This is a genomic window from Streptomyces sp. NPDC091280 (assembly GCF_044768565.1).
GTDB lineage: Bacteria > Actinomycetota > Actinomycetes > Streptomycetales > Streptomycetaceae > Streptomyces.
Window position 1 is genome coordinate 1 of sequence record NZ_JBIVUZ010000032.1, and the last position, 24,234, is coordinate 24,234.

A 24,234-nucleotide genomic window follows, 5' to 3' on the forward strand; every position below is an offset into this window, starting at 1 on the left:
TGACGAATCTTCCGCAGGTCCCGGTGCAGCCCGAATCGAATGACATCAATCGCCAAGGCCATCCTCACACTGGAGCAGCAACGCTGAAGAAGCTCAGTGACCACCCTGCGACAGCTTCAGACACGTGTTCTACGGTTGGAGTCCATCCAACCGGGCGGCGGTCGGAACTCGGGTGCGGAGACAGGGAGATTGGCGCGATGATGTCCCTGGCTTGCATCCCGAGTAGGCATTGCCCGCCGACAGGCTTGGAGAGATTCCGTCATGGTCCACCGTTTCCAGCTGTCCTTCGCTCAGATCACCTGCTCAGGTTGCAGTACGTCCCGCGTCCGTGGTGTTGCGTGTCCTGACTGCGGCAGGCGGCCAGAGCCATGGGAAATCAACGATCGGCTAGTCGCCCGAAGTGCAGCCATCGCAGCATCGATCCAAACCTTGGATCAGCCGGAAGTTCACTCCGCCCGCGAGCCGTTCAGCCTCGATGATCTCCAGCGACTAATTGAACGGTTGGAAATATGGCTGCCAGTGCTTTTTCAGGCCTTGAGGGCGGTAGGCTCTGAGGAGCTTGAAGCTGCCGAAAAGATTCAGTCCGCGACACAGGCAATCTCTTCTGAGTGCGCACTACTTGCGGCAACCCCCCGGCTGCGGCCCTGGATGCCGATTATTGAGTACGCTGAGACCTGCGTTTCACACCTGGTCCAGATGGTTCGAAGCTATCTCCAGAGTCTAGGCGCCACAACCCCTTTGGAAGCACAGCGCAAAGCAGAAGAGGCGCAGGGGTACCTAAATACGGCCGCCCTCGAAATGGCAGCCCTGACTCGCTTCATAGATATCCTTGATCGCTTGGTTGCTGCTGAGCGAGCCGAGGAAAAGATGATGGTTCTGATTCAGCAGGCACAGCGAGATCTCAATGTATCCGATATTACGGCTCTAAGCCTTATAGCCGACCAGTCTTTGGCACACGTAATTCAAGCATCCAAGCTTCCCAATACTGGCCTCGGTCTTCAGTTTGCCCTTCAGGACATTGCTGCGCGTTTCTATGGGGACCAGCACCGGTTTCGCGATCTCGTATCGAAGAGTTACACTCTCCTATCCGGGAACCCAGCACTATTGTCAGCTGTCGCTTCATCTCCAGATTTTTTGCCGGATTTGCAGGAGGGTTTGCTTGAGCTGAACGACGCCGCGACGCAAGTTATGCATGCCATCAACGGTCAATCACTTACTCGCCAAGTTGGTCGCGCCATTGTTGACGTAGCCGCAAGCCTAGTGGAAGGTCCAGGGCAGTTGGTTGCTGCTGCCCTGCTCGCGGGCACGGGCCGAAAGACGCGCCCCTACGACAAACTGCGCCAAGACAACGCGACAGATTTGTTGCGCTCCGCACGCAATCATCCAGACTTGGAGCCTCTGGTGCGCGGATTCAGCCAAGATCTTCGAACGGCTCAGGCCCATCGCATGGTGCGCTATGCGGATGACGGCATCACTCTGGAAACTAAGGGAGGGTCAGGAAAGCTGACTTGGCACGAACTTGGAGATCAAGTTTTCACAGCCTATGAGAGCGCGATGGGGTGCTTGGTTGGTATGCAGGTCGCGTTGGCCGAGTCAGGCATATCTACGTACGGTCCTGAATTCTACAAGTCATTCGGAATTTCGGCGGCCGGTATGGCTGAAATTGGACTAGTCGCCGAGGGGTGCGACATTACCTCATTTATTGAGCGGCCAGATTCCTGGACTGTAGAGTTGACACCTCCACCTGATGCAAAGCTATTCCAGCTAGCGGGAGGAATCGCTTCGCTAATTCCGGATGAGGTTCTCACGTTGACTCTTATAGCTAACGGAGATTCTCGAAATCGCGTGTTCGATGGACCTGTAGAACCTTTGCGAGCCTTCTCTCTAGGTGACGTCGATGATGATAGCTACGGAATGGCGACGGTCCGAGCGCTTCATCTTTGGAAATACGACGGGGTTCGATGTCTAACCTCTGAACTCATGAGACGTTGGACTGCATATCAAGTTCATCTCGCGCGGCTCGACAGCACCTGCAACCCAATTCCAAGAATCCGTGCACTCAGGGCTCTGGCTCTGGAAATCAACGATCGAGAGTTGGCGGAAGTCCTCACTGCGGCCATGCGATCTTCCAGGCTCGGTGGGGATGCTGACGCTCGCACGACAACCTTGGAGGAGCGCCTTTCAAGTTGGGGTGCAGCGTCAGTCAAGTTCGATTTTCCATGAGCGTTGCTGAAACTCGATGAGGACGACTCTGGACCGGAGTAAGTCGCCACCTCCCTCGTGTGAAGTGGGTCGCATCCGGCGATATGGAAAGACTCGGCGAGCAAGTTCACAGAGAAGCGCAGAGCGCCCAGCTCGGGAAGAATTCCCTCTGGATCCGATGCAACAGGAGCCCCTGAAGGGATTTACGCATCATCATTTCCTTGTAGCAGCAGCGGGTTTCAACCAGAGCCAGGACTGTACGGAACTCCCCAGGTGTGAGATGTGCGCGGCATGCGGCAAGATACGCCGAACAATGCACCCTGACAATCGATCAGTAAAGCCATCAGCCCAGCGGGGCGGTATGCATCAGCCCGATACAGCCTCTGCCGGAGTGACAACCATGAGGCGGTACGAGGGAAGTTCATCGGGAGTGCCCGCGATGAATCGGACGGAGAATTCCTGCCCCCCACGCCCCGCCAGGTAGAGACGGCGCGGCTGCGCCGACGAGGGGTGGGTGATGGCGGGCAGAGCGGGCGCATCCCAGAGTTTGCGGGCGGCCGGGTCGGACCGGACGGTTCCGATCACGCTCTGCATGCGTTCATCGCTTTTGTACTGCTCGGCGTGCACGCGCAGTTGGGCCATCATGGGCATGGCCCACTCGTCTTCCCAGTTGACGAGCTGAGTACGCGCCTCAGGCCAAGTGAGGGCCCATTCCATGACGTTGAGGCCGTACTGCATCCATGGGAAGTACTCCAGGGTCTTGGAGTTGTAGGCCAGGACGTCCCAGCGGTGGTCGTTGAGGTAGACGGCCCAGCTGCGGCTCTCCTCGACAAAGGCGCGGAACGCGTCGGGAAGCAGCGCGCCGAGGCCGCTGACCGGAGTGATCGCCGGTGCACGACCCCGAGTGACGCGATAGACGATCTCCCATTCCTCGTCGGTCAAAGCGAGGACGCGCCGCACAGCGCGAAGAAACGCGTCGCTGTAGTTGCCGGCGCGTCCGGCCTCCAGACCGCCGTACCAGTAACGGCTGACACCAGCCAGGTGCGCCACCTGCCCCTGCGTAACCCCAGGGCCCTGACGCGTCCCGAAAGCAGCCTCGAAGCCGGGGATGTCCGATGCGTTACGGCGCGCCCTCGCTTGCTTCAGAATGCGCGTAATGATCAAGCTCTGCATATCACTCCCTCGATAACGTTCCCGTAACAACGGACGGTGAGACTCAAGTCACATCGCGGCTGCAATTCCGACCTCCTCCCAACTCCGCCTTTCGGCGCATCAGAGCCCGGACGCAAGGGAGTTGACCCCGCACGCTCCGTGCAGCGCTCGGAATATGAAACACCGTCACAAGTAAATGGAAACTGACAGTTTCCACCTCCAGGATAAGCACAGGCTTTGCGTTCCTTTGAACCACACGGCGACGCCCTACTGTCACTGGCACCGCTGCGGGGATTTGATCTCCGTGACGGCGAACCGGTCCAGCTGACTCATGTAAAGGATCTTCATGTCGCGCTCTGTTCTGATCACCGGCGGAAACCGTGGAATCGGGCATGCCGCAGTTCGCTCATTTGCCCACCGTGGTGACTCCGTCGCCTTCACCTACCGCACAGGTGGCATCGATCCGGACCTCGCTTTCCTCGGCGCTATGCCGGTGCATTGCGACATCACCGACCCCGAACAGGTTGAGAGCGCCTTCAAGGAGGTCGAGGCCGACCAGGGCCCTGTCGAGGTCCTGGTGGCCAACGCCGGCATCACCCGGGACAAGCTGCTGCCGTTCATGTCGGAAGAGGACTTCAGCACGGTCCTGGACACGAACCTCACGGCCGCCTACAGGCTTGCCAAGCGGGCTGTGCGCAGCATGCTGAGGGCCAAGCAGGGCGGCCGGATCATCCTGGTCTCCTCGGCCGTTGCGCTCAAGGGTGAGGCAGGGCAGACAAACTATGCGGCGTCGAAAGCGGGCCTGATCGGCTTCGGCCGCTCACTCGCCAGGGAGATCGGTTCGCGTGGGATCACCGTGAACATCGTGGCTCCGGGCCTGACCGACACCGCTATGGCTGCCGCTCTGCACGAAGAGCGTGTCAAGGAGATCGTCGGTGATGTTCCGCTGGGCCGGATCGGGAACCCGGAGGAGATCGCCTCGGCCATCGCCTTCCTGGCCAGCGAGGAAGCCTCCTACATCACCGGCGCTGTGCTTCCGGTCGACGGCGGCATCGCCATGGGGCACTGACCCTCACCACTGACAATCGCCGACTCGCTCGCACGGCGGTTTCGCACCTCATGCCCACTACCGTGCGCTGGCCGGCCGGTCAGGCCCGGATCGAACATCCTCTTCCGAACCGCCTGCCGATTTCGCCCATGCGGGCGCCGCTCGGGGTGCCGAAGGAGGATGCGCTGGAGCGGCGGCACGAGACGGCGCTCGCCACTGCAGCACGATGTGGCGGTACGGCGCAACGCCGCTGGTCGTTCTCCGGGCTGCGTACGTGAAGACCATGGGCCGTCACGCTCTGCAACTAGTACAGAGCTTGAGAACCAACACTGGATCTTGAAGCGGGTCCGTGCGTATGTTCGTCGTCGCCTGGGCCGCCCGGCTCCGGCACCGCGAATGTGAGGAGCCCAGCACGCAGTAACTGAAGCGCACCGCCCTCTACACAGCGGCGGCGCCCGAGAGCGGTAACTCCCGGACGCCGAACGCTCAGCGGTACCTCTGTCCCGGCCAGCGGCCTGACAGAGATGCCCACCATCACCACGCTGATCCCTTTGGACGGGGTGCGTCAGCGTGGCAGTACTGCAAAGGGGATTGTTGCATGCCTCCCGCCCTGCGCAAAAGGGCCGAGCGCCCGGCCTGCACGGCGCTCACCTCTGCCTTCACGGTCTCCCGCCCCGTCATGAAGCATGCTCCGGTGGTCACCGCGAACCCACGGCCGCCCCTCCCGAGCGGGAGCGGCCGATGAGCATCGATGCCCGCGAATGGGTGTGGGAGCACAGCTCCAGCCGGGGAACCGCGCGCCTGGTCCTGCTATCGATCGCCGACCGGGTCACCGACGAGCAGTGCATCGCCTGGGCCTCACTCTCAAGCCTGGCCACACGCACGAACGCCTCGGTTTCCACGGTGCGCGAAGCCGTCGAGCGCCTGGTTCTCGCCGGCGAGCTGGAGCAGCTCGACGACCTCGTCGGCCCGCAACGCAGCACGGTCTACCGCCTGCCTCTCGTCGCCGAGGCTGTCGCGCAGACCCTGCGAGAGCGGCAAGGTCACCCGGCAGCACCGGACCAGCCCGCAGCCCCTGCAGAACTGCGGCTCTCGGTTCTACGGCGGTGCGGAATCCGCCCGCGTGAGGTGCCGGACTCCCCCGCAAGGGTCCGGAAACCGGCAGTAACGGAAACCAGCAGGCCGCGACAGAAACCGGCACAGCGACGTAGCGGAAACCGGCATAGCGGTGTACCGGAAACCGGCACACAGAACCGTAGTGAACCGCATATGAACCGTAGGTACAGCAGTGATGGTGCTGCTGCTGTCCTGTCGGCTGCCGAGTGGCAGATCGACCCGGACACCCACACCTGGGCCCGCCAGGAGGGACACCTGAACCGCCTCGGCGAAGAGGGTCTGCGGGCGGCCGATGCGAAGTGGCGTACCCACCGCTCCGGCTTCAAGCCGAGACCGGCGGACGCCTGGGCGAGCGACTGGCGCTCCTGGATCGCCCGGGAGCACGCGCCCAGCCGCCCGAACCACCACGCCGAGCACGGCACAGGCCCCGCCGTGTCAGGCGGCATGACGAGGACCGAGGCACACACCGCCGCCCTCCTCGCCGCCCTCGACGAGCCGACCGGAACGGAGGGCTGACCGTGGACCGCCGCGAAATCGCCGCCCTGCTGGCCTACATCGGCCGACTCGACCCCCGCACCATCCGCACCGACCGGGGCGAGGCGCGCGACCAGCTCGCCCAGTGGCACGAGCTGCTCGGTGACGTGCCGATGGCCACCCCGTATGGGTGGGACGTGCGCGTGGCCGCCCGCCAGCACATCCGCACCTCGCCTTATCAGATCCTGCCCTCGGACGTAGCCCGGCCCTGGGACAGCTACCGGCGCGACCGCCTGGCCCGGCACTCCGACCCGGCACCGTCCGCCGATCCGGACGACCAGGCCGCATGGAGCGCCGAGCTGGCCGGAACTCGCCGCGCCGTCGCCGCCGGTCTCGCGGAGCCTGCGCAGGCCCGGGCGATCACCGGCGGACGCAAGGAGAGCGATCCGAGGCTGGAGACGATGCTGGACCAGGTCGGCTCTTGCATCCCGCCCGCGGCCCGAGCCGCCCTCGCGCCGTACCGGCCCGCCCGGGCAGCACGCGAAATGGCCGTCGCGCTGGGCGAGCCCGACGCCCTGAGCGTGCGCTGCGAGTGGTGCAAGGCCCAGCCCGGCGATCCCTGCCGACGCCGGCGGATCGGCCCCGACGACGGGGTCCGTGCAACCACCCCTCGCGCCACCGCGCACCCCGGCCGTCTCGACCTCGCCGCCCGGGAGGCCCAGCAGAACAGCAGGGCCAAACAGCCCGCTCTGGCCTGACCAACGCACCCGGCGCGTGCACCCCATCCCCCTTGCACCGCCGCCCAACATCCCCGTCCCGCACCGGCTGCGGCGCGCGCCCACGCGCCGCAGCCGGTACCCGACGCCGCACCCGCCGAGCACCGCGCCCGCCGGTCGACGCGGCAGCACATCGGAGACCCGCCTTGCGCCACATCACCGTCCACGACGCGCCGGCCACCGGCCTGCGCGGCATCGGAGACACCAGCTGGCACACCCGCGGGGCGTGCCACGGCATGGACGTCGAGGACGCCGACGCGGTGTTCTTCCCCGGGCCCCGGGACCACGAGGAGATCACGGAAGCCAAGGAGCTTTGCGGCTGGTGCCCGGTGCGCCGAGACTGCCTGGACTTCGCCCTGGAGAACGTCCTCAAGGAGGGCGTCTGGGGCGGCCTCACCGAAGCCGAGCGGCGCCCGCTGCACGACAACCTGCACCAGCGCCTGGACTACCGGCGCGTGACCGCCTTCTTCCATGGACGTGACGTGCACCTGACCGAAGCCGAGCGGCAGGTCGCCATCGACCACGCCTACGTCCGGGGCTGGCGACCCAAGCGGCTAGCCGCCGCCCTGCAGATCAGCCACAAACATGCCCGTGACCTGCTGCGGCAGTCCGCCAACAAGGTCTTCGACCGCGATCGCACCTACGGCGTTCCCCGCTCCAAGAAGAAGCGGAGGAAGACCGCTTCGACAGCCGACAGCCCCGCGCCCGCCAGGCCAGGCACGCAGCAGCCCATAGCACGCCCAGCATCGTCACCCCCGACGCCCGCCTCGCTCGGAAAGGCCGCATGACCCCCACCGCTGCACACCCCGCCGTCACGCCCGTCGGGTTCTGGGATCGTCTCGCCATCGTGGTCCTCGGCCTCGCCGGATGCGCCCTCAGCTACGACGCCTTGCAGCAGATGGCCGTCGCCATCCATATCCGCGGCTTCCTCACGTACCTCTTCCCCTTGGTGATCGACGGCTTCATCGCCTACGGGGTACGCGCGCTCCTGGTCCTCTCCCAGGCCCCGCTGCGGGCCCGGCTCTACGTCTGGGTGCTCTTCGGTACCGCCACCGCAGCGAGCATCTGGGCCAACTCCCTGCACGCGGTCCGCCTCAACCAGCAGACCACTCACTCCGGTCTGCGCCTGGGCGACACCGTAGTGGCCGTCCTCTCCACCCTCGCCCCTCTCGCCCTCGCCGGCGCGGTCCACCTCTACATCCTCATCACCCGCCACCACCCCGGTGGCGGACACGCGGCGGACCAGACGGTAAAGGTGTCCACGGACCATGCCCCTGGACCGGCACCGAGTCCCACTGCGGACCGTCCCGGAAACCCTTCCGACTGCGGACGCGGATCAACATCGCAAGCGGGTCCAGAGAGCGGGGACGATCGCGCCACGACGGGCCGCGACCGCCTGCGGACCACGGACCAGGTCACCGAGACCGTCCCGGCGGACCGCGGTGCCCCAGCTCCAGACCGCCGGACCAACCCAGCCCCGGCCCTGGCTGCGGGCCACGACACAGCTGCGGCAGACCAGCAGACCGACGGTGGTCCGCAGGTTGTCGAAAGCGGCGGGCAGACCAGGGAGACCACACGTCAGGCGGTGCGGACCTCCCCTGGTCCGACGGACCACGACCGAGCAGACCGGGGACATGGTCCGGCGCATGCGGAACTGGGCGCCCCGGCAGACCACATGCCGGACCACGAGCACCCGCGGACCACGGACCAGTCCACCGAGTCCGCCACCTCGGACCACGATGCCGCGGACCACACGGACCAGCTTGCGGACCTTGCGGCGGACCACGACGACGGAGCACCGGGCGGACCGCGAGGGGCGCGGGCCAGGGACCACGCAGCCTCGCCCGCGCCGCGGACCACGTCTGCGGACCACAACGACGAGGTCCCGTGGGAGGTGAAGGTCGAGGTCGCTCGCCAGGCCGCTCTCGAATCGGGTCGTATGACCCGCCGGGTCATACGACCCCATCTACGGCGCCACAACATCACCATCAGCAACGAGGGTTTCCGCAAGCTCCAGGCTCAGCTGTACGCGGACCCTCAGCTCGCGCACCTGCCCCGTACAACGAGGAGGCGGTGATGAAGACCTGCCACCGGTTCGACACCGTCCGCGCGGAGTACGAGCGGGAGATCGCCTTCATGCTCGCCCACTCCCAGCGGCACGAGGGCAGGCCGGCGGCCAAGTCCAGCGCAACGCAGGCTGCCTCGACGAAGAAGCGGATGGTCCGGGCGCTCTCCAGCCACGTCGGACGCTGCCCCGAGTGCGGCTGACCTGGTAAAGCCCCAGCTCAACTCCCCTATCCGCAAAAGCGGTGGCCCGGTCCCGGACCGGGTCACCTCCCCGCTTACGGAGATACGCCGTGATCCCTCGTCCACCTGATTCATCCGAACCCACCGTCGCCGAGGCCGCCGCCTGGATGGACGTTCTGGTCAGTCGGCGCCTTCTGCACGCCGCCGTGCTCACGCCCACCGGCCAGTGGCTCGTCCAGGACTACGTCGAAGGGCCCGTCCGTGTGCTGGCCGGGCCGGCCGATGTCCTCGCTCTGACCGCGACCATCCAGCACCGCACCCGCTCCACGAGGCACGAATCCCGATGACAAGCCCGCACACGACCCGCACCACCCCGGAACCTGCTCCCGAGTCCAACTCGGTCACAGGGAGAGCAAGTTGGGGCGGAAGCGTAGCTTCCGCCAACCCCGCCCCCAAGGGGGGCGGGGAGGACCTGCACCGGGGGGCGCAGGTCCAGGAGGCCTCGACCGAGGGCGGTTCGAAGCCGGGACAGGAGAAGAAGCCGACCGCGCGCCGCGAGCGCACTGCCCGCGCCCGTCAGCGTCCGCGTCAGCCGCGCGCCACCAAGCGCCTGCACCAGCCCAACACCCGTTTCAACGACGAAGAGTTCGCGACGATCCAGTCCGCCGCCGCCCGTTGCAACCTGTCCGTCGCCGGGTTCCTCGCCCGCGCCGCGCTCGCCGCCGCCCGCGACCTCGACCGCACGAGCGCCGAGATCGCCGGCGAACGCGAAGTGATCACCGCACTATTCGACAGCCGCCGCAAGCTCGGCTGGGCCGGCAGCAACCTCAACCAGGCGGTCAAGGCCCTCAACTCCGGTGCAGAAGCACCCCAGTTGGAAGAGGCAATCACCGCCGTCCACCGCGCTGCGGAAAGCGTGCGGGACGCCTCCACCCGACTGATCGAACAGCGTGCCGCGTGATCCCTAGCGTCAACGATCCCGGGTCCCGGACGATCGGCCTGCTCGCCTACCTCTACGGGCCGGGCAAGCACGAGGAGCACACCGACCCGCACCTCGTGGCCTCCTTCGACGGGATGTCCCCCGACCCCGGCCGCGACCCGCACGCCACCCTCAAGGATCTTCAACTCCTCCTCGACCAGCCCGTGATGGCTCTGGCCAAGCACGCGCGGCCGGCCAAGCACGTGTGGCACACCTCCGTGCGCGCGAGGGCGGACGACCGGATCCTGTCCGACGAGGAGTGGGGCGAGATCGCCCGGCGGGTCGTGGCCGCCACCGGCATCGACCCCGGCGGCGGGCAGCCAGGCTGCCGGTGGGCCGCCGTACGCCACGCCGACGACCACATTCACATCGTCGCCACCCGGGTGTGCGAGGACGGCAGCCGTCCCGACGACTTCCGTTCCTACAAACGTGCGCAGGCCGAATGCCGCCTGATCGAGAAGGAACTCGGGCTTCACCAGGTCGCCCCCGGTGACGGCACCGCCGCCCAGCGGCCCACCAGCGCCGAACGCCACAAGGCCGAGCGACAGGGCCGAGCACGTACCGCGCGGGAGGAGCTGCGCGAAACCGTACGGCGCGCGGTGGCCGGCGCGAGGGGCGAGGACGAGTTCTTCGACCGGCTGGCCGCCGCCGGCCTGCTGATCCGCGCACGGTCCGCACCCTCCGGGGACCTGCTCGGCTACAAGGTCGCGCTGCCCGACGACCGCAACAAGGACGGCGAGCCCGTCTTCTACCCCGGCGCGCGCCTCGCACCGGACCTGTCCCTGCCCCGGATCCGGGAACGCTGGTCCGCCGACCACGACGACCAGAACCTCCTACCCGCCGGTCCGACGGAGCGTACGGCGCCGGGCGGACCTTCTGGTGCCCGCCGGCGTACGGCAACGGCGGCGTGGCAGGCCGTGCTCGTCATCGAGTCCGGCGACGACGCGATCGCCGCCGCCCACATCGCCTCCACCGGCGAGGTCCTGGACGCCCTCGCCAAGACGTCCGCCGCCCACACCCGCGCCGAACTCCGCGACGCGGCCTTCGTGTTCGAGCGGGCCTCCCGCTCCCACGTCCGCACCATACGAGGGCACGACCGCGCCCTGCGGCGGGCAGCCCGTGACCTCGTCCGGAGCGGCCCCGCCCTCGGCCGGGGCGAGGACGGCGCGACCACCGCGATGGCGATCGACATGCTGTTCTTCCTCATCACCACCGCCGCCCACTGGCACGCGAAGAAGGGGCACACACAGCAGGCCGGCGCCGCAGAGCAGGCTGCTGAACATCTGCGCGCCGCCTACCAGTTGGCCGCCGCCCAGCCACTCGACGCCCTCTACCGGCGCGGCCGGCACCTGAGCCAGCCCCTCCTCCGGAAGCAGACGACGGTACTGCGCGAGGCGCTGCCGGAACTGGCGGAGCAGATCCTCGTCGAGCCCGGCTGGTACGCGCTCGCCGCCACCCTCACCGACACCGAAGCCGCAGGCCACGATCCGACGGCCCTCCTGGCCGACGCCGCCGCGCGGCGGGAGTTGGGCACGGCCGAGTCCGTCAGCGACGTCCTGGTCTGGCGACTGCGCCGGGCCGCGGGCCTGCCAGCCGACACGAGCCACATGGCCAGCAGCGCCCCCCGGCCCGATGAGTCCGCACACGGAGGAGGACGGCAGACGCCACGGAGGTCCGGATCCGGGCGCGGGCGGAGGTGACTGTGGAATGTGTGAATTGAAGCAGGCGCGGGCGTGGGGCACGATCATGATGCGTGCTGGTCGAGACGAGGGAGAACACCGGATTGTTGGAGTGGATACGCCGCCGTCGTGGAGCGGACACCGACGGGCTGAGCCGCGTGCACGAGCGGATGTGGGCGGGGCTGGAGAGTTTGGTTCCGCCGGAGGCCGAACGAATCCGGGCCGCGAGCGCAGCGGACGAGTCGGTCGGCGGGGTGGTGGACGACTTCCTTCCGCCGGATCTGCGAATTCCGAGCCATGACCAGGTGGCCGGGCGGATGATGCCCTGGTCCCAACCTCTCGTCATCGAGGGCGAGTTGGCTGTGTGCACCGTCTGCGGGGCATACCGGAACTGGCTCGTCCTGTCGACCCGAGACGAGATCTGGCTGCGCTGCCGGGCCGGCCACCAGCAGCACGAGCCACGGCTCGACACCGCCTGGTACAACCGGCACGCCAAGCCGGCGGACGCGACGCACGCCACGTTCGAGGACTGCCTTCGCCACCTCGGACACTGACCCCCACCCCTACGACCCCACCGGGCCTTCGGGCCCGTACTGACCACCCGTCGCCCAGCACCAAGGGGTCAGTTCCGCATGCGCGTTCGCGTCACCACCTCCCTCGGCCTCGTCGCCGTCACCGCCCTCGGCCTGTACGTCTGCTCCACCGACACCAGCGAGCAGAAACCCACCACCCCGTCTTCCACCCGCACCGGGGCACCCGCTGGCGCCGACACGGCGCCTGCCAGCCCACTCTCCTCGGCCGCCCTGGCCACTCGGCTTCTGAGCGAGCAGGACCTCGGCAGCGGCTACACCCTCAAACCGGAGAACTCGTCCTCCCAGCACGAGGACGTGACCGTCCTGGGCTGCCCTGCCTTGAACGATCTGGGCGGCGACGCGGTCACAGGAGGATCCCTTGACTTCCCCTACCGTGCGAAGGCCGCATTCATCGACGCCGACAGCAGCAACTCGGAGGTCACCGAGGAGCTGTACAGCGACACCGCCGCGAAGCTGTCCACCGGCACGGGCCGGATCTTCGACGTCATGGTGTCCTGCCCGAAGTACCAGGTACTGGCGGGCAGCACCCTCCTCCACGTAGGCGTCCAGCCAATCCCGGCTGCACGCCTCGGGGACGAGCAGTGGAGCCAGCTGCTCACCTACAGCACCAACGGACAGCGCACGGTCGTCAAGCAGACAGCGGTCCGCACGGGCACGGTCCTGGTGATCGTCTCTGGGACACCGGCTCTCGTCGACGCCCACATCACCGGCGCCGTACGTACGGCGGTAAGCCGCTGAAGCGAGGAACTCCCCACGCACCCGGTCCTGCCACGTCCGGCAAGAGAAGACCGAGCGTCCGGCTGCCGCGCACCCCTCACATGCCTATGGTGCGGACCATGGTGAAACACGGCCGGACGGTGCCGACTTGACGCCGTCGTACGGGGAAGGGGCAGCATGCCGGACCCTCAGGTGAAGACCCGCGGATGCTTCGCATTCGTCACTACGCCACGTCGGGAGGTTCTCCTCCAGCTACGGGATGACAAGCCCGGCATCGCCTGGCCAGGGCACTGGTCGATGCCCGGCGGTGGAGCGGAGCCCGGAGAGACACCACACGGGACGATTCTGCGCGAACTGCGGGAGGAGACCGGCATCGTCCCGGAGGCGATCGACGAAGTCGCGGTCACCGCGTACGAGAAGGACAAGACCCCACCCCACGTATTCATCACACTCTGGAACGGGGCCGAGAACGAGCTGGTTCTCGGCGAAGGCCAGGAACTACGCCTGTTCCCGCTCAGCACTCTTCCCGAGCCGATGCCACCCCACGTCCGCCACTACGTCGAGCAGCTCGCGCGACACCTTATCTCGCCAACACCGTAGGCCTGTTCTCGAACGAGGTTCGCCGCACACTGCGGGAGCACAAGCAGTACCCCGGCAAGCCGTGTCCCACTGTGTCCGAGGTGGCTGCACGGCTTTGCGGACGCCCCAAATAAGTCGCCAACGTGCAGAGCTGTTGCGGTAGTAGCCTGCCGACGTAACTCAGGCTCGGACGCTGGGGGCAGCACGTTGATCGCTCGGACCACCACACCAGAAGGAATGCCGCACCCCACGGGAGAATCAGGCTACGTCCTCCTCGACACGATCTGGGCGCACTTCACCACGCATCACCGCTGGCCGAGCTTCGACTTCATCGACCGGAAGCTCTACGCGGCGGGCCTGACGTACGAAGAGGCCGTACAGCAACTGTGCCCTGCGTTGCTGCGGGGACTCGACCCGGACATCTCGCGGGTACCACAGGGCACTCAGGAGCTGTCGCTGACTATCGCCGGCGCTGCGAACTGCACCGGTGCCAACTCCGCCATCCGCGTTTTCCTCGGGATGGTGCGGACAGCGGCAAGTATCGAGCCCCATTTCCAGCCCACGCAGCCTGGTGAGCGGCCGGTGCTGATGCCCGTGGACCTGAAGGGTGAACCGGGCACTGACCCGAAGTTGCTGACCAAGGACGTCATGTTCGCGGCGGCCGCACTCGGGGTGCACGAGCCCTGCTTCGGCGGTGGCGGCACCAACGGGGAAGAACTGAACTGGTCGCTGAGTTATGACCGGAGCATTCGGCCGTTCGCTGACGTGCAGCGGCTGGAAGAGTATTGGCGGATCCGGGAGCAGGTGGTGGGACCGGCACGGGCAGAGGCCGACAGTCGCCCCTTCTCAAACCGCCTAACAGAGTTCGCCGTTGCTCCCGCTCTCGCACCAGCGCTGGCCTTCTCGGATTCCGTCGCAGAGCTGCCGGAGAAGTTGTCGGTCACCTGCGTCCTGCATCCGCTGATCGCGGAGGTAGCCGCTGAGCGATTCAGCAGCGGCTTCCACTACGACGCGGTGAGGAGCGCGTTCCAGGCAGTGGAGCACCGTGTGCAGACACTTGCTGGTGTCCGTGAGGTCGGCGAGAAATTGATGGGCATCGCGCTGGGCAAGCCGGCACCGATGATCACCGTGACCCGCTCCACGGGAACGTCGCTGGAGAGCGAGCAGACCGGCATGCAGTTCTTGTTCAAGGGCGCGATGGGCGCACTGCGCAACCCCCGGATGCACGGGCCGGACGAGAAGGACGCCCGTGACGAGGCGGAGGAGATGCTGGTGATCGCCAGCTTCCTGATGCGGCGCCTCGACATTGAGGACGAACAGCGCGAGGCCGCCGCCAGCACGTGATCGCATGCTCCTAAAAATTGGCGGCTGGCAAACGGCAAGCCATCTGGACAGGCAACCTACGCGTGCACCTCGTCATCACTGGGCTCATCGTCCAGCCCGTCATGGACGACCGGGATCAACCGGTGAGGGAGTATGACGATGCCCGCCTCCCCTACGCGGGGTGGCGGGCATCGTGGGTTTCGGTGGCTGGTACGCGGACCGCACAGGACAGCGAGGATCTCCTCGACTCCGGCGGGTGCCTCCTCCACCCGCATGTGCGCGACCATCGGTCCGTTCGCGTCGAACACGGCGACGTCATCCAACGCATCCGCCCAGTCCATGCCGCACCGGGACCTCGGTGACACAACTCGTCGTCCCTGGGGGTGCTGTCGCCCGGTTCACGGCGGTCAGCCGGCCGGAGCGCGCAGGAGCCGGTCCCTGGTGCTCTCCGGCAGCACCCGGCGCAGGACCGGAACGTTGGAGCTGAGGGAGGAGGCGAACGCGGCAACGAGATCGTAGGGCACGCTGCCGCTGAACGACGCCGCCCACAGGCACGGCGCACCGAACACCGGCTCCGCCCACGCCTGCCATCCGACCGGGCCGTCCTCGTCCACACCGACCATCAGCGGGAACGGGTTGGCGTCCTGGATGAGGGTCGGCACCTCGCCGAGGGTGAGGCACGAGGTGAACGTCGGGTCCATCGCTCCCGCGTCGGGCCGGTCGATGTCACGGAGCCAGCCGTGCGCGGTGACGGCGTCAACGACCTGCTCGGGTCCGCCGCCCGGTTCTGCGGGCAGGTCGCGGGCATCTAGGGCGAAGAGAAAGTCGACGATGACCTCGCCCGGGACGTCGGGAGTGAAGTAGGCGGACCACTGGGCGAGCGGGCTGTCCGTGTCCGCTCGGGCGGACATGTGCCAGGCGACCGGCAACGCCCCCAGGTAGAACGGCTCATCCGCGAGGACCCACTGGGCCCAGCGCAGGCTGTCGGGGCTGAGGTGCAGGACGGTGGAGCGCAGGACCTGCTGGTCCTCCGGCGCCTCGTCCGGCTCCCGCCGTCCGCGCAGGATCGTCAGGCTCGACCAGCCGAGGCCGGTGAGCGTGTCAGCGACGGTGTCGTAGAGCCGTCCGTCGTCACCTGCCAGGTGGCGGGGACCGACCCAGTACGCGCCCTGGGCCTTGTTCGGGGTGGAACGGTCGAACGGGAAGTCGGAATACAGGGGCGCCTCCAAGGGCTTGTGGGAGCTCTACGCTCCGCGAGCGGTACGGCGGGGACGGCGCGGGAGCGCCTGGACTGGGCCCTGCCAGGCCAGCAGGACGGCGACCTCGGGCGGCAGATGGCCGAGCTGGGTGTCCGCGTCCCGGCCTTCCGCGAGATAGACAACCAGTTGTCCAGTCCAGTCCGTGGCCGCCATCACCTGCATGAGGCGGTGCTCCGTCGGGGAGAACGGGTTCATCGCCTGACGCACCGGCGCACTGCGGTCGAAGGCTGACAAGTGGTCTATGAGTTCGCCGACAGTCATCTCCGGGCAGGGCACGGACAGCCTCCTTGGATGAGGGAACGGGGATGAAGGGGTGTGGGTCGTGGAACACCGGTGAGCTGCGAGCGCCTTCCCTCGCAGGATCTCGACCCACGGCACCGGGGTCATACGCGCCGGGAGGTCTCCAGAACGCATGCCACTGCTGCGGCAACGATCACGGCCGGCGTCTCCCCATCGAAGGAGACGCTGTACCCACGCACCTTCGCGGTACCGCTGACGGCGATCTTCCATCCCTCCCCGTCGGTCCCGGGGCAGCCGAGCGGAAACCAGCCGAGGCAGAAGCGACCGTCCTTCGAGGTCACGCCAGACGGAAGTCCTCGGCGGTGAACTGGTCCATGACGAGCGTGGGCTCGCCCGGACCAAGCTGCCACTCACGCCGGCGCAGGGCCTCGACGGTAGTGGAGGATCCAGGGCTCACAGGGGCCATAGTCACAAGCAATAACCTTCCTGACCTGCGCTTTTCCCCGAAGGTGATCTACATTGACATGCTGGCGCACGCCTTGGCCAGTCCTTCTTGGGTCTTTCCTGTCTGCCCCTGGCGAATTATGTCCTTCGTCATCTTGTGGGGTCTCAAATCCCGTGGCGCAGTCTCATTCGATCTTGGCACATGACGGCATATCCGTGAGACGCGCAGGTCAGGGCCCTGCGCCCTCGCGAAGCCGCCGAGGAAGTGCCACGTTTCGTGAGACTGAGCCGTGTGCCATCGCCGTGAGACAGCTTGAAAACCGCTGGTAAGAAGCTCGGCCTGTGCCACGGGCCGCGAAATCCTACATCATCCAATCGAGGCATTTGACAACGAACGGAGTCGTCTGGGCTTTTCTGACAGCGAATCTAGTCGTGAGAGGTGACCAGCCTGGATCCCGATAGCCTGGAGACCGAAGCGTACGGGCACGGGGGGATGATGGGTCGAGCACTTCTGTTCGGGGTTGGGACCTTTGAGAGCGTGGTCGACGGCGAGTGGAACCCGATGTCGGAGGGGTTGCGTCCGCTGCCGTCGGTTGCACCGCAGGTGCGTGAACTCGCCGTGGTGCTTTCGCGCTTCGACGGACTGAACGTCGGTGAACCGGTGATAGACGCGGACCGGGTCAGCATTGAGGAGAGCTGGCGGCAATTGCGGCACGATTCGGCGGGCGGGCCGCGTATCGTTCACTTTGCCGGTCATGGGGCCCTTCGTGGCCGCGTCTTATACTTGCCCGTACACGACAGCCGTCCGACAGACCTTCCGGAGTCGGCGATTGATGTCGGTCGATGGCTAAACGAGGTCGAGCACGGCTCCAACCAGTCTCCCGTCCTGTTCCTGCTTGATGTTTGTGGTGCAGGGGCCGCGACGGACTACCAACTGTTCCAGGACGTTCCCGAAAGCGACCGAAAGACCTGGGTGATTGCGGCGTGCACGGCGGACGAGAGCGCCTTTGACGCACGGTTCACCAAAGCCACGGCCCAAGCGCTGGAGCGGCTCCGCTTGGGGCACTGGGACATTTCTCCGGCTCTGTCCCACGTGCCGGTGGAGGCTGTCGCCGACGAGATCACGCGGGAGCTGGTCCGCCTCGGCGAGGGGTATCCGCAGACCGTGGTGCACTCGCCGCGCCGAGCCGCCTCGTTGCCGGTACCGGAGTTCTTCGCCAACCCAGCGTTTAGCACTGACGGCTGGCAGCGGCTTCGGAGCCGACTGCGATTTGCAGTTCGGGAACTAGCGGCCGAGTTCGACCCCGGTCTGGACCCAGTCCACTTCCTCACCCGGGCGTCCGGCCGCCTGGACGACTCCGTTGCGATCATGGCCTGCCTATTCACCGGGCGAACCCGTGAGCTGACCCGTATTCGCTCCTGGTTGGCGAGCGACGACACCCTGTTGCTGATCACCGGAAGCCCAGGGGCCGGAAAGTCGGCGCTGCTGGGGGTAACGGTTTTCCTGTCACACACTCAGCTCGCCGAGCTGAGTGCAGGGTTGGTTGGTCGTATTCCTGCTCAGTACCGCCCGGAGCGTCGGTACCCGACCCTTGTCGCGGTCCATGCCCGGCACCGGAGCACGGACGAGGTGATCGCCTCGATCATGGCGCAACTGACTCCCGAGGACACGGAGCCGGCCGCCGTCAGCAGTGAGCAAGCTCTGGAACAGCTCAAACGCATCGCCCAGGACTTTTCAGAACCAGTGATACTCATCCTCGACGCCATTGACGAAGCCCTGGAGAGCGACCGCATCGTCCGCGATCTGCTACCCGAGCTCCTGCGCACGCTCCGCCCCGACGGCCGCCCCGCCTTCCGAGCACTCGTGGGAATGCGCCCTCCGCAGACGGACGACCACCGCCTCTGGGAAGCTCCCGGTGCCCGCAGGCTGGTGCTCAACCTGGACGCCTCTTCCAATGTCGAGGACCTTGCGAACGACATCACGACCTACATAGCCGACATCCTGTACAGCGCACCCGGCTACAGCGACCAGGCCCTCCGCGAGTCCGTGGCCCGTGCGGTTGCCACCGCGATCGCTCATAGCCGCGATCGCAGCACCTTCCTCGTCGCAGCGCTCTTCGCCGACTTCCTGCGGGGCGGCGTACCCCTGAAACCTGCCGAGGCGGTCGCCCGGCTGCCGCAGACTCTGCCGCACCTGCTCGAACTGCATTTGCGGACCACACTGGACCGCGACCCGTGGATGCGGCACGTGATGGTGGGGCTAGCGCAGGCGCGAGGTCAGGGTATGCCACTGGAGCTTGTGGCGGCAGCGGCCACCGCTGCCGCCATGGCCGCGGGTCAGGGGCTCCACCCGCTGACCCCGGGCGAAGCCCGCGAGAAGCTGGCTACTGCCCGCTTCTATCTGCGGACGAACATCGACTCGGACGGACGTCAGCTCTACCGGTTCTTCCACGAGACGATCACCGAACACTTCCGTGACGCCGGGGCCGAACTCGACGGCCTCGCCGACAAGCTCTTCCACGAGCTGTTGTCGGCCGTCCCCGGACAGTGGTCCGCTGACGGGCCTCGGTGGGACCTCGCTGCACCGTATCTGCTACGACACCTTATGGAGCATGCCGTCGCTGTGCCGGGCGGATCCGCAGTCGACCAGTTGTTCCTAGACCCTGAGTACCTAGTCCGCGCCGACCGCAACAGCATCTGGGAAGCCGTTCACAGGACGAGAACCCCCACGGCGCGTCGGGCCGGAGCCGCCCACCAGAAGGCATTCGGTCGTGGCAGCCACTTCGGGCAGGACGGATTGCTGGAGGCACGACGTGCGAGGCTTCAGCAGGGCCTTGTGACCCACCGAGCGGCCGGACTGGCGCGCCATCTCCAAGACGCACAAGCTGTGCTCTGCACGCGCTGGAGCACGGGCTTGCCCGAGGAGTCCCTGCTGCACGTCATCACCAAGGACGAGTTGGGCACCACAGTGTCAGCCCTTGCCCTCGGAGCTGTCGACCGACGGCTCCTCGCTGTGTTCGGCGGCAACGACGGCTCCCTCCAAGCCTGGGACATCACACCGAACCGAACCGGCGCGCTCCTCCGGTATTCCTCGACACTCCGGACAGACAGAGATGCCATCACTCACATGGTGATCGTGGATCTGGAGGAGCGGGCGGTCATTGCCTTGGTGACTGCCCAAAACGTTCTGCGGCTGCACGACCTCGCCACGGGGGCGTCCGTTACCGACGCGCACCTCGACGGCGCGGGAATCTCGGCCCTGACGGTCACCGACACTGAGGATGAAACCGTCCTGCTAGTTGGTCGGGTCAATGGCGACATCAGCCGGATCGGCCTCCTGGATGAGTCGTTCGGCAAAACCCTCGACACCGTCAACACTGGGGACACCACCATCTGCTCACTACTCGGAGTGGAGTCCACGGACGGTTCTCTCGCGATCCACTATGTTTGCGCCGACCCTCAAGATGACGGACCGAGGGTGCTGCGCAAACTGGACGGGCTGCCCGTCTGCCTCACATCGGCCGGCGGGCTCCAAGCAGTGCGGATCCAGCGCACCAACGCGCTGGCCCCGCTATTCTCCCTCGTCGCCTACACCCCCGGCATGTACGCGGTCCGGGTGAACGGTGAAACCGTCCAGGTCGTCACAGGCCCAGAGGACAGAAGGCTGGCGCTAGGAGATATCCGCCGCGTCGACCGCTTTCAGCTCGCGCTGACCGCCCATCGTGACGGCAACATGCGGGTATGGGACCTCGACGTCTGCCCACGGTTCGGTCACGGCCAAAACCACTGGCGCCCCGCCACAATCCTCGGCACCATCCGGCTCGGCGGCTCGGAACTCGCCCTCAGCGCCGAACTCGCCTCCGGCACGATCAAGACTTGGGACCTGAACACCGGCGCCGAGGAGCGCGAATTGACCGACCTGGGCGCGCTCAACCACGCCACCACCGTGACAGCCAACGACGCGTCCTACATCGTCACGGTGACCACGGAGAATGAGCTCGACACCTGGAACGTCCGCGAGGATGCCCTGCAGTCGACAGTCCGCCTCCCCGCCCCGGGCACCGCGTTGGCCGCTGTGCCGCACGGCGATTCGGTGTGGGCCGTGGTCGGCGGAACCGACGGCTGTATCCATGTCTGGGACACGATCAAGGAGTCGCCTTCCCATCTCCTCGCCAACGTGGAGGGGCCGGTCACAGAGCTGGTCGCAGGCACCGTCGACGGCGAACCGCTCCTGATCAGCGTCCACAACCAACACAGGGTCTGTCTCTGGTCCCTGGCTGACAGCACCCTGCGGCAAGCGATCACGCTGGACCGGATCGAAGCGATCGCGATGCAAGGCGGGCGCCTGTTCGCTGCCGAGCAATCGTCGGACGACGATCAGGTGCGGATCTGGGACCTTGTGACGGCCTCGCTCGTGGGTTCCATCCCCGTGGCCAGCCCTCGGGTGATGACTGTCAGTCAAGTGAACGGCAGGCCGGTACTCGTGGCCGCTGTCAACGAAGCAGAGGTCCAGGCATGGGATGCCGAATCCGGCGATCCACTCGGACCGCCGGCCCCAGTACCGGAGCGAGTACACACGATCGCCCCCTACGAGAACGGCGTGCTGGTAAGCAGCAAGACCGGCCATGTCACGGCCCTCGGCTGGACCTGCTCCGCAACGGCGTCGGCGCTCCATCCGACGCGACCGACCGTCCACGTCACCCACGTCCTGGCTTGGTTTCCGGGCGAACTGCTATGTGGCGATGCCCGCGCAGACGGGTGGGAGCTGCACACCGCCGACGAATGGGAGGGAGGACTGCCGCCTTCCTCCGGTCTGGTCTACACCCGCCCCATCACTGCGACGACTGCCCAACTCCACGATGCTCTCGTCGACGTACTGACGCCCAACGGATTTGAGGTCGTGCGGCTGGAGGCACACGGGTACGAAATCAGCAAGGTCGACGGCGTGACCACCGGGGGCCCATGGCGATTCCCGGCGTACTCCGTCCATTGCCACTTGGAGGAAGGACCAGAGCAGTGACGATCGTCGCAGTGCACGGCATCGGCAACCACCTGAGCGGCCGCTCGCCGGAACAAGCGGCCACCGAACTAGCAGGGCAGTGGCGGCCCAAACTCCAGCATGGCTTCACGGCTGCCGGACTGAGCGCCCACCAACTCCCTGCCCTGCACGTCGCGTACTACGCTCACCACACCCAGGCTGCGGAGCGGCAGGCTGTCGTACCGGATGTACTCGCCCTCGACGAACGAGAACAGTCCGTGGTCATCGCCTGGGCGCTGGCCCTGGGTTCACCCACCCTCCAGGAACGGCAGGGGCTGATTACTGCACCGCTGCGGCAGGTCCTGTCCTGGGTTTCCCGACGCCGCAACATCCCCATCGGGACGATCATCCGTCTCGCCGTCCAGCTGGCGGGCGAGGTGCGCCGCTATCTCCACGTTCCGCAGGTACGGGCTGCCGCCCGATCCGCCGTGGCCGAGTCGATTCAGCGGGTGCGCCCCCGCGTGGTGCTGGCGCACTCCCTCGGCTCCGTCGTCGCGTACGAGACCCTCCATGCCCACCCGGAACTGACCGTGGACTGCTTCGTAACCCTTGGCTCTCCCCTTGGCCTGCCAGGCGGGATCTTTGATCACCTGGTGCCCGCACCCATCGCCAATCGGGGTGCCCGACCTGCTGGGGTCCGCTACTGGGTGAACCTCGCCGACGCAGGTGACCTTGTGGCGATTCCCCGTCGGCTCGGCGACCGATTCCCCGTTGACCAGCACGCCGACACCTCGATTGGCCGTATCGACTTCCACACCCTCGGAGCGTACTTGTCCTCCCCTCTCACCACTGCAGCGATTGCTCCCTTCGTCCTCAGCCCGACACCCCCGGACCAGATCGCCTGAGACTCTCGCCGATCTGCGTCTTCAACGATCTAGCGTCCCAGGCAACGCTCCTGCATGCAGGAGCGGGCTCACGCCCACGACTAGGTTCGCTGTCAAACGACTGGATTGGATGTCGAAGGACACCTGCAATGCACGGGCGCACGGGCGCTGTGGGTGGGATCTCAAGGTCCGCGGCCTAATCTTCACGTGTATGCCGACCGCGGCTACGACCACGAGGTCTACCGGGACAAGGTCCGTCGGTTCCAGATCACCCCGCACCTCGCCCGGCGTGGCACCGGGCACGGCTCCGGCCTGGGGGTGCACCGCTGGGTCGTGGAAGGAGCGATCGCGCTGCTGCATTGGTTCCGCCGCCTGCGCATCCGCTGGGAGATCCGCGACGACATCCACCACGCGTTTGTCACCCTCGGCTGCGCCGTCATCTGCTGGCGACGTCTGCGCACCGCACTCTGTTGAGGGTACGGGCAGGCGATCACCCAGGGGATGGCCTGCTCGCTGCGTCACAACGCATTCGCAGCAGCACTGGGCCCGCGCAGCCTCACATGCGGGATCTCAGCACATCGACCTCGCAACCCGGCGCGAACGGGTCGAAACCGTGCTCGAACAGCCAGCGAACCGCCAGCAGGCTTCGCAACGACCACCACGCGTGGATCACGTCGAGGTTGATGCCGGTGCCGTAGCCGGCGATGACGTCGTCGAGGCGCTGCTCGTGTCCGAGCGTGAAGGTGGCGAGGTCGTACAGGGCGTCGCCCTGGCCCGCCTCGGACCAGTCGATGATGCCTGTGACCTCGTCGCCGTCGACGAAGACGTGCGCGATCTGCAGGTCGCCGTGCGTGAACGCCGGAGTCCACGGCCGGAGCGCGGCCTCGGCGACCTGGCGGTTGCGGGTGACCAGGTCCGCGGGCAGGACGCCGTTCGTCACGAGCCACTCGCACTCCTCGTCGAGTTCTGCCGCCAGCGCGATGGTGCTCCGGCCGGCCCCGCCGGGCCGGGGCGGCAGCGGCGCGTCGTGCAGTGTCCGGATGGTGGCGCCCGCCGCGGCCCATGCCGTCGGCGACCCGGTCGAGGGCCCGCCGAGGCGTCCAAGCGTCGTCCCTGGGAGTGCGGCGATCGCGAGCACGGGCGGCTTGCGCCACAGGACCTCCGGGGTCGGGACCGGCGCGAGGGACATCGTCTCGACCTCGGCGTCGATGCGCGCCTGATCGGCGTCCACCTTCAGAAACACATCGCCGACCCGCAGGGTCGCGCGCTCGGAATGGGCGACGACGACTTTGACCTCATCCATGGGCGACCAGTATGCCGGGATGATCGCCGACGTCGCTGGTTTCATCGCGTGCGATTACGCGGTTGATCGCTTCCGATACCCGGCAGCCTCGTGCGCGACACCGACCTCTGGCCAGGTCAAGTCCACTACTTTTGTTAGGAATCCTAAGGGCTTGCCGGGAATCAACACGTCGGTTTGATCTTGGTTTTGTCGGGGTCGAGAAACCTGGCGACGTCTTCCCGTGTGCGGAAACGGGCGGTTG

At 66.7% G+C, this 24,234-nt stretch carries 20 protein-coding genes and 3 pseudogenes; 18 read left to right on the forward strand and 5 right to left on the reverse strand.

The window, feature by feature from the left end:
- A pseudogene (locus tag ACIQPR_RS48440) lies at window positions 1-87 on the forward strand (IS5/IS1182 family transposase); the annotation flags it as partial.
- Between the two features lie 342 nt (window positions 88-429).
- Window positions 430-2,223: a hypothetical protein gene (locus ACIQPR_RS48445; protein ID WP_403664034.1), complete on the forward strand. Its 1,794-nt coding sequence runs from the start codon at window positions 430-432 to the stop codon at window positions 2,221-2,223.
- Between the two features lie 345 nt (window positions 2,224-2,568).
- On the opposite strand, the gene ACIQPR_RS48450 is transcribed toward ACIQPR_RS48445, so the two are convergent.
- A complete protein-coding gene (locus tag ACIQPR_RS48450) occupies window positions 2,569-3,375 on the reverse strand; it encodes a helix-turn-helix domain-containing protein (protein WP_403664037.1) in 807 nt (268 codons plus the stop codon).
- A gap of 325 nt (window positions 3,376-3,700) precedes the next feature.
- On the opposite strand from ACIQPR_RS48450, the gene fabG reads away from it, so the two are divergent.
- The 13 genes from fabG to ACIQPR_RS48515 all read left to right on the forward strand — a co-directional run bounded on the left by fabG (window position 3,701) and on the right by ACIQPR_RS48515 (window position 14,906).
- Window positions 3,701-4,423: a 3-oxoacyl-ACP reductase FabG gene (gene fabG, locus ACIQPR_RS48455; protein ID WP_403664039.1), complete on the forward strand. Its 723-nt coding sequence runs from the start codon at window positions 3,701-3,703 to the stop codon at window positions 4,421-4,423.
- A gap of 720 nt (window positions 4,424-5,143) precedes the next feature.
- Window positions 5,144-6,034 carry a helix-turn-helix domain-containing protein gene (locus ACIQPR_RS48460; protein ID WP_403664042.1) on the forward strand — a complete coding sequence of 297 codons (891 nt, stop codon included), beginning with the start codon at window positions 5,144-5,146 and terminating at the stop codon, window positions 6,032-6,034.
- 2 nt (window positions 6,035-6,036) lie between these two features.
- Complete coding sequence (locus ACIQPR_RS48465) at window positions 6,037-6,750, forward strand: hypothetical protein (protein ID WP_403664045.1); 714 nt, start codon at window positions 6,037-6,039, stop codon at window positions 6,748-6,750.
- A 164-nt stretch (window positions 6,751-6,914) separates the two neighbouring features.
- Entirely contained in the window at window positions 6,915-7,556 is a 642-nt protein-coding gene (locus tag ACIQPR_RS48470; RefSeq protein WP_403664047.1) for a WhiB family transcriptional regulator, read from the forward strand.
- Window positions 7,553-8,845, forward strand: coding sequence for a DUF2637 domain-containing protein (locus tag ACIQPR_RS48475; protein ID WP_403664050.1), 1,293 nt, complete (start codon window positions 7,553-7,555; stop codon window positions 8,843-8,845). The genes ACIQPR_RS48470 and ACIQPR_RS48475 overlap by 4 nt, the downstream gene beginning before the upstream one ends.
- Complete coding sequence (locus ACIQPR_RS48480) at window positions 8,845-9,036, forward strand: hypothetical protein (protein WP_403664053.1); 192 nt, start codon at window positions 8,845-8,847, stop codon at window positions 9,034-9,036. Before ACIQPR_RS48475 ends, ACIQPR_RS48480 begins: the two co-directional genes overlap by 1 nt.
- 89 nt (window positions 9,037-9,125) lie before the next feature.
- A complete protein-coding gene (locus ACIQPR_RS48485; protein ID WP_403664056.1) occupies window positions 9,126-9,362 on the forward strand; it encodes a hypothetical protein in 237 nt (78 codons plus the stop codon).
- On the forward strand, window positions 9,359-9,976 hold the full coding sequence (locus ACIQPR_RS48490; protein WP_403664059.1) for a hypothetical protein: 618 nt from the start codon (window positions 9,359-9,361) through the stop codon (window positions 9,974-9,976). The genes ACIQPR_RS48485 and ACIQPR_RS48490 overlap by 4 nt, the downstream gene beginning before the upstream one ends.
- Entirely contained in the window at window positions 9,973-11,694 is a 1,722-nt protein-coding gene (locus ACIQPR_RS48495) for a relaxase/mobilization nuclease domain-containing protein (RefSeq protein WP_403664062.1), read from the forward strand. Before ACIQPR_RS48490 ends, ACIQPR_RS48495 begins: the two co-directional genes overlap by 4 nt.
- A 53-nt stretch (window positions 11,695-11,747) precedes the next feature.
- The gene (locus ACIQPR_RS48500) at window positions 11,748-12,227 is read left to right on the forward strand and encodes a hypothetical protein (protein ID WP_403664065.1); all 480 of its coding nucleotides are present in this window, start codon (window positions 11,748-11,750) and stop codon (window positions 12,225-12,227) included.
- Window positions 12,228-12,305: 78 nt separating this feature from the next.
- Entirely contained in the window at window positions 12,306-13,004 is a 699-nt protein-coding gene (locus ACIQPR_RS48505) for a hypothetical protein (RefSeq protein ID WP_403664068.1), read from the forward strand.
- A 156-nt stretch (window positions 13,005-13,160) separates the two neighbouring features.
- On the forward strand, window positions 13,161-13,583 hold the full coding sequence (locus tag ACIQPR_RS48510) for an NUDIX domain-containing protein (RefSeq protein ID WP_403664071.1): 423 nt from the start codon (window positions 13,161-13,163) through the stop codon (window positions 13,581-13,583).
- Between the two features lie 216 nt (window positions 13,584-13,799).
- The gene (locus tag ACIQPR_RS48515) at window positions 13,800-14,906 is read left to right on the forward strand and encodes a TIGR02391 family protein (protein ID WP_403664074.1); all 1,107 of its coding nucleotides are present in this window, start codon (window positions 13,800-13,802) and stop codon (window positions 14,904-14,906) included.
- A 386-nt stretch (window positions 14,907-15,292) separates the two neighbouring features.
- On the opposite strand, the gene ACIQPR_RS48520 is transcribed toward ACIQPR_RS48515, so the two are convergent.
- The 3 genes and pseudogenes from ACIQPR_RS48520 to ACIQPR_RS48530 all read right to left on the reverse strand — a co-directional run bounded on the left by ACIQPR_RS48520 (window position 15,293) and on the right by ACIQPR_RS48530 (window position 16,856).
- Window positions 15,293-16,114, reverse strand: a complete 822-nt coding sequence (locus ACIQPR_RS48520; RefSeq protein ID WP_403664076.1) for a DUF317 domain-containing protein — start codon at window positions 16,112-16,114, stop codon at window positions 15,293-15,295.
- A 15-nt stretch (window positions 16,115-16,129) separates the two neighbouring features.
- Entirely contained in the window at window positions 16,130-16,405 is a 276-nt protein-coding gene (locus ACIQPR_RS48525; RefSeq protein WP_403664087.1) for a hypothetical protein, read from the reverse strand.
- Between the two features lie 122 nt (window positions 16,406-16,527).
- A pseudogene (locus ACIQPR_RS48530) lies at window positions 16,528-16,856 on the reverse strand (DUF317 domain-containing protein).
- A gap of 411 nt (window positions 16,857-17,267) precedes the next feature.
- Here ACIQPR_RS48530 and ACIQPR_RS48535 point away from each other — a divergent pair.
- The 3 genes and pseudogenes from ACIQPR_RS48535 to ACIQPR_RS48545 all read left to right on the forward strand — a co-directional run.
- On the forward strand, window positions 17,268-21,848 hold the full coding sequence (locus tag ACIQPR_RS48535) for a hypothetical protein (RefSeq protein WP_403664079.1): 4,581 nt from the start codon (window positions 17,268-17,270) through the stop codon (window positions 21,846-21,848).
- Window positions 21,845-22,711 carry a serine peptidase gene (locus ACIQPR_RS48540; protein ID WP_403664082.1) on the forward strand — a complete coding sequence of 289 codons (867 nt, stop codon included), beginning with the start codon at window positions 21,845-21,847 and terminating at the stop codon, window positions 22,709-22,711. The genes ACIQPR_RS48535 and ACIQPR_RS48540 overlap by 4 nt, the downstream gene beginning before the upstream one ends.
- A gap of 171 nt (window positions 22,712-22,882) precedes the next feature.
- Window positions 22,883-23,164 (forward strand): annotated as a pseudogene (locus ACIQPR_RS48545) (IS5/IS1182 family transposase); the annotation flags it as partial.
- A gap of 82 nt (window positions 23,165-23,246) precedes the next feature.
- On the opposite strand, the gene ACIQPR_RS48550 reads toward ACIQPR_RS48545, so the two are convergent.
- Window positions 23,247-23,993, reverse strand: a complete 747-nt coding sequence (locus tag ACIQPR_RS48550) for a phosphotransferase family protein (RefSeq protein ID WP_403664084.1) — start codon at window positions 23,991-23,993, stop codon at window positions 23,247-23,249.
- Window positions 23,994-24,234 lie beyond the last annotated feature (241 nt).

What these genes read in the sequence shown, in the direction of transcription:
- ACIQPR_RS48450 (WP_403664037.1), bottom strand. Translation starts at nt 3,375, where the DNA reads ATGCAGAGCTTGATCATTACGCGCATTCTGAAGCAAGCGAGGGCGCGC.
- fabG (WP_403664039.1), top strand. Translation starts at nt 3,701, where the DNA reads ATGTCGCGCTCTGTTCTGATCACCGGCGGAAACCGTGGAATCGGGCAT.
- ACIQPR_RS48460 (WP_403664042.1), top strand. Translation starts at nt 5,144, where the DNA reads ATGAGCATCGATGCCCGCGAATGGGTGTGGGAGCACAGCTCCAGCCGG.
- ACIQPR_RS48475 (WP_403664050.1), top strand. Translation starts at nt 7,553, where the DNA reads ATGACCCCCACCGCTGCACACCCCGCCGTCACGCCCGTCGGGTTCTGG.
- ACIQPR_RS48480 (WP_403664053.1), top strand. Translation starts at nt 8,845, where the DNA reads ATGAAGACCTGCCACCGGTTCGACACCGTCCGCGCGGAGTACGAGCGG.
- ACIQPR_RS48490 (WP_403664059.1), top strand. Translation starts at nt 9,359, where the DNA reads ATGACAAGCCCGCACACGACCCGCACCACCCCGGAACCTGCTCCCGAG.
- ACIQPR_RS48505 (WP_403664068.1), top strand. Translation starts at nt 12,306, where the DNA reads ATGCGCGTTCGCGTCACCACCTCCCTCGGCCTCGTCGCCGTCACCGCC.
- ACIQPR_RS48510 (WP_403664071.1), top strand. Translation starts at nt 13,161, where the DNA reads ATGCCGGACCCTCAGGTGAAGACCCGCGGATGCTTCGCATTCGTCACT.
- ACIQPR_RS48515 (WP_403664074.1), top strand. Translation starts at nt 13,800, where the DNA reads ATGCCGCACCCCACGGGAGAATCAGGCTACGTCCTCCTCGACACGATC.
- ACIQPR_RS48525 (WP_403664087.1), bottom strand. Translation starts at nt 16,405, where the DNA reads ATGACTGTCGGCGAACTCATAGACCACTTGTCAGCCTTCGACCGCAGT.
- ACIQPR_RS48550 (WP_403664084.1), bottom strand. Translation starts at nt 23,993, where the DNA reads ATGGATGAGGTCAAAGTCGTCGTCGCCCATTCCGAGCGCGCGACCCTG.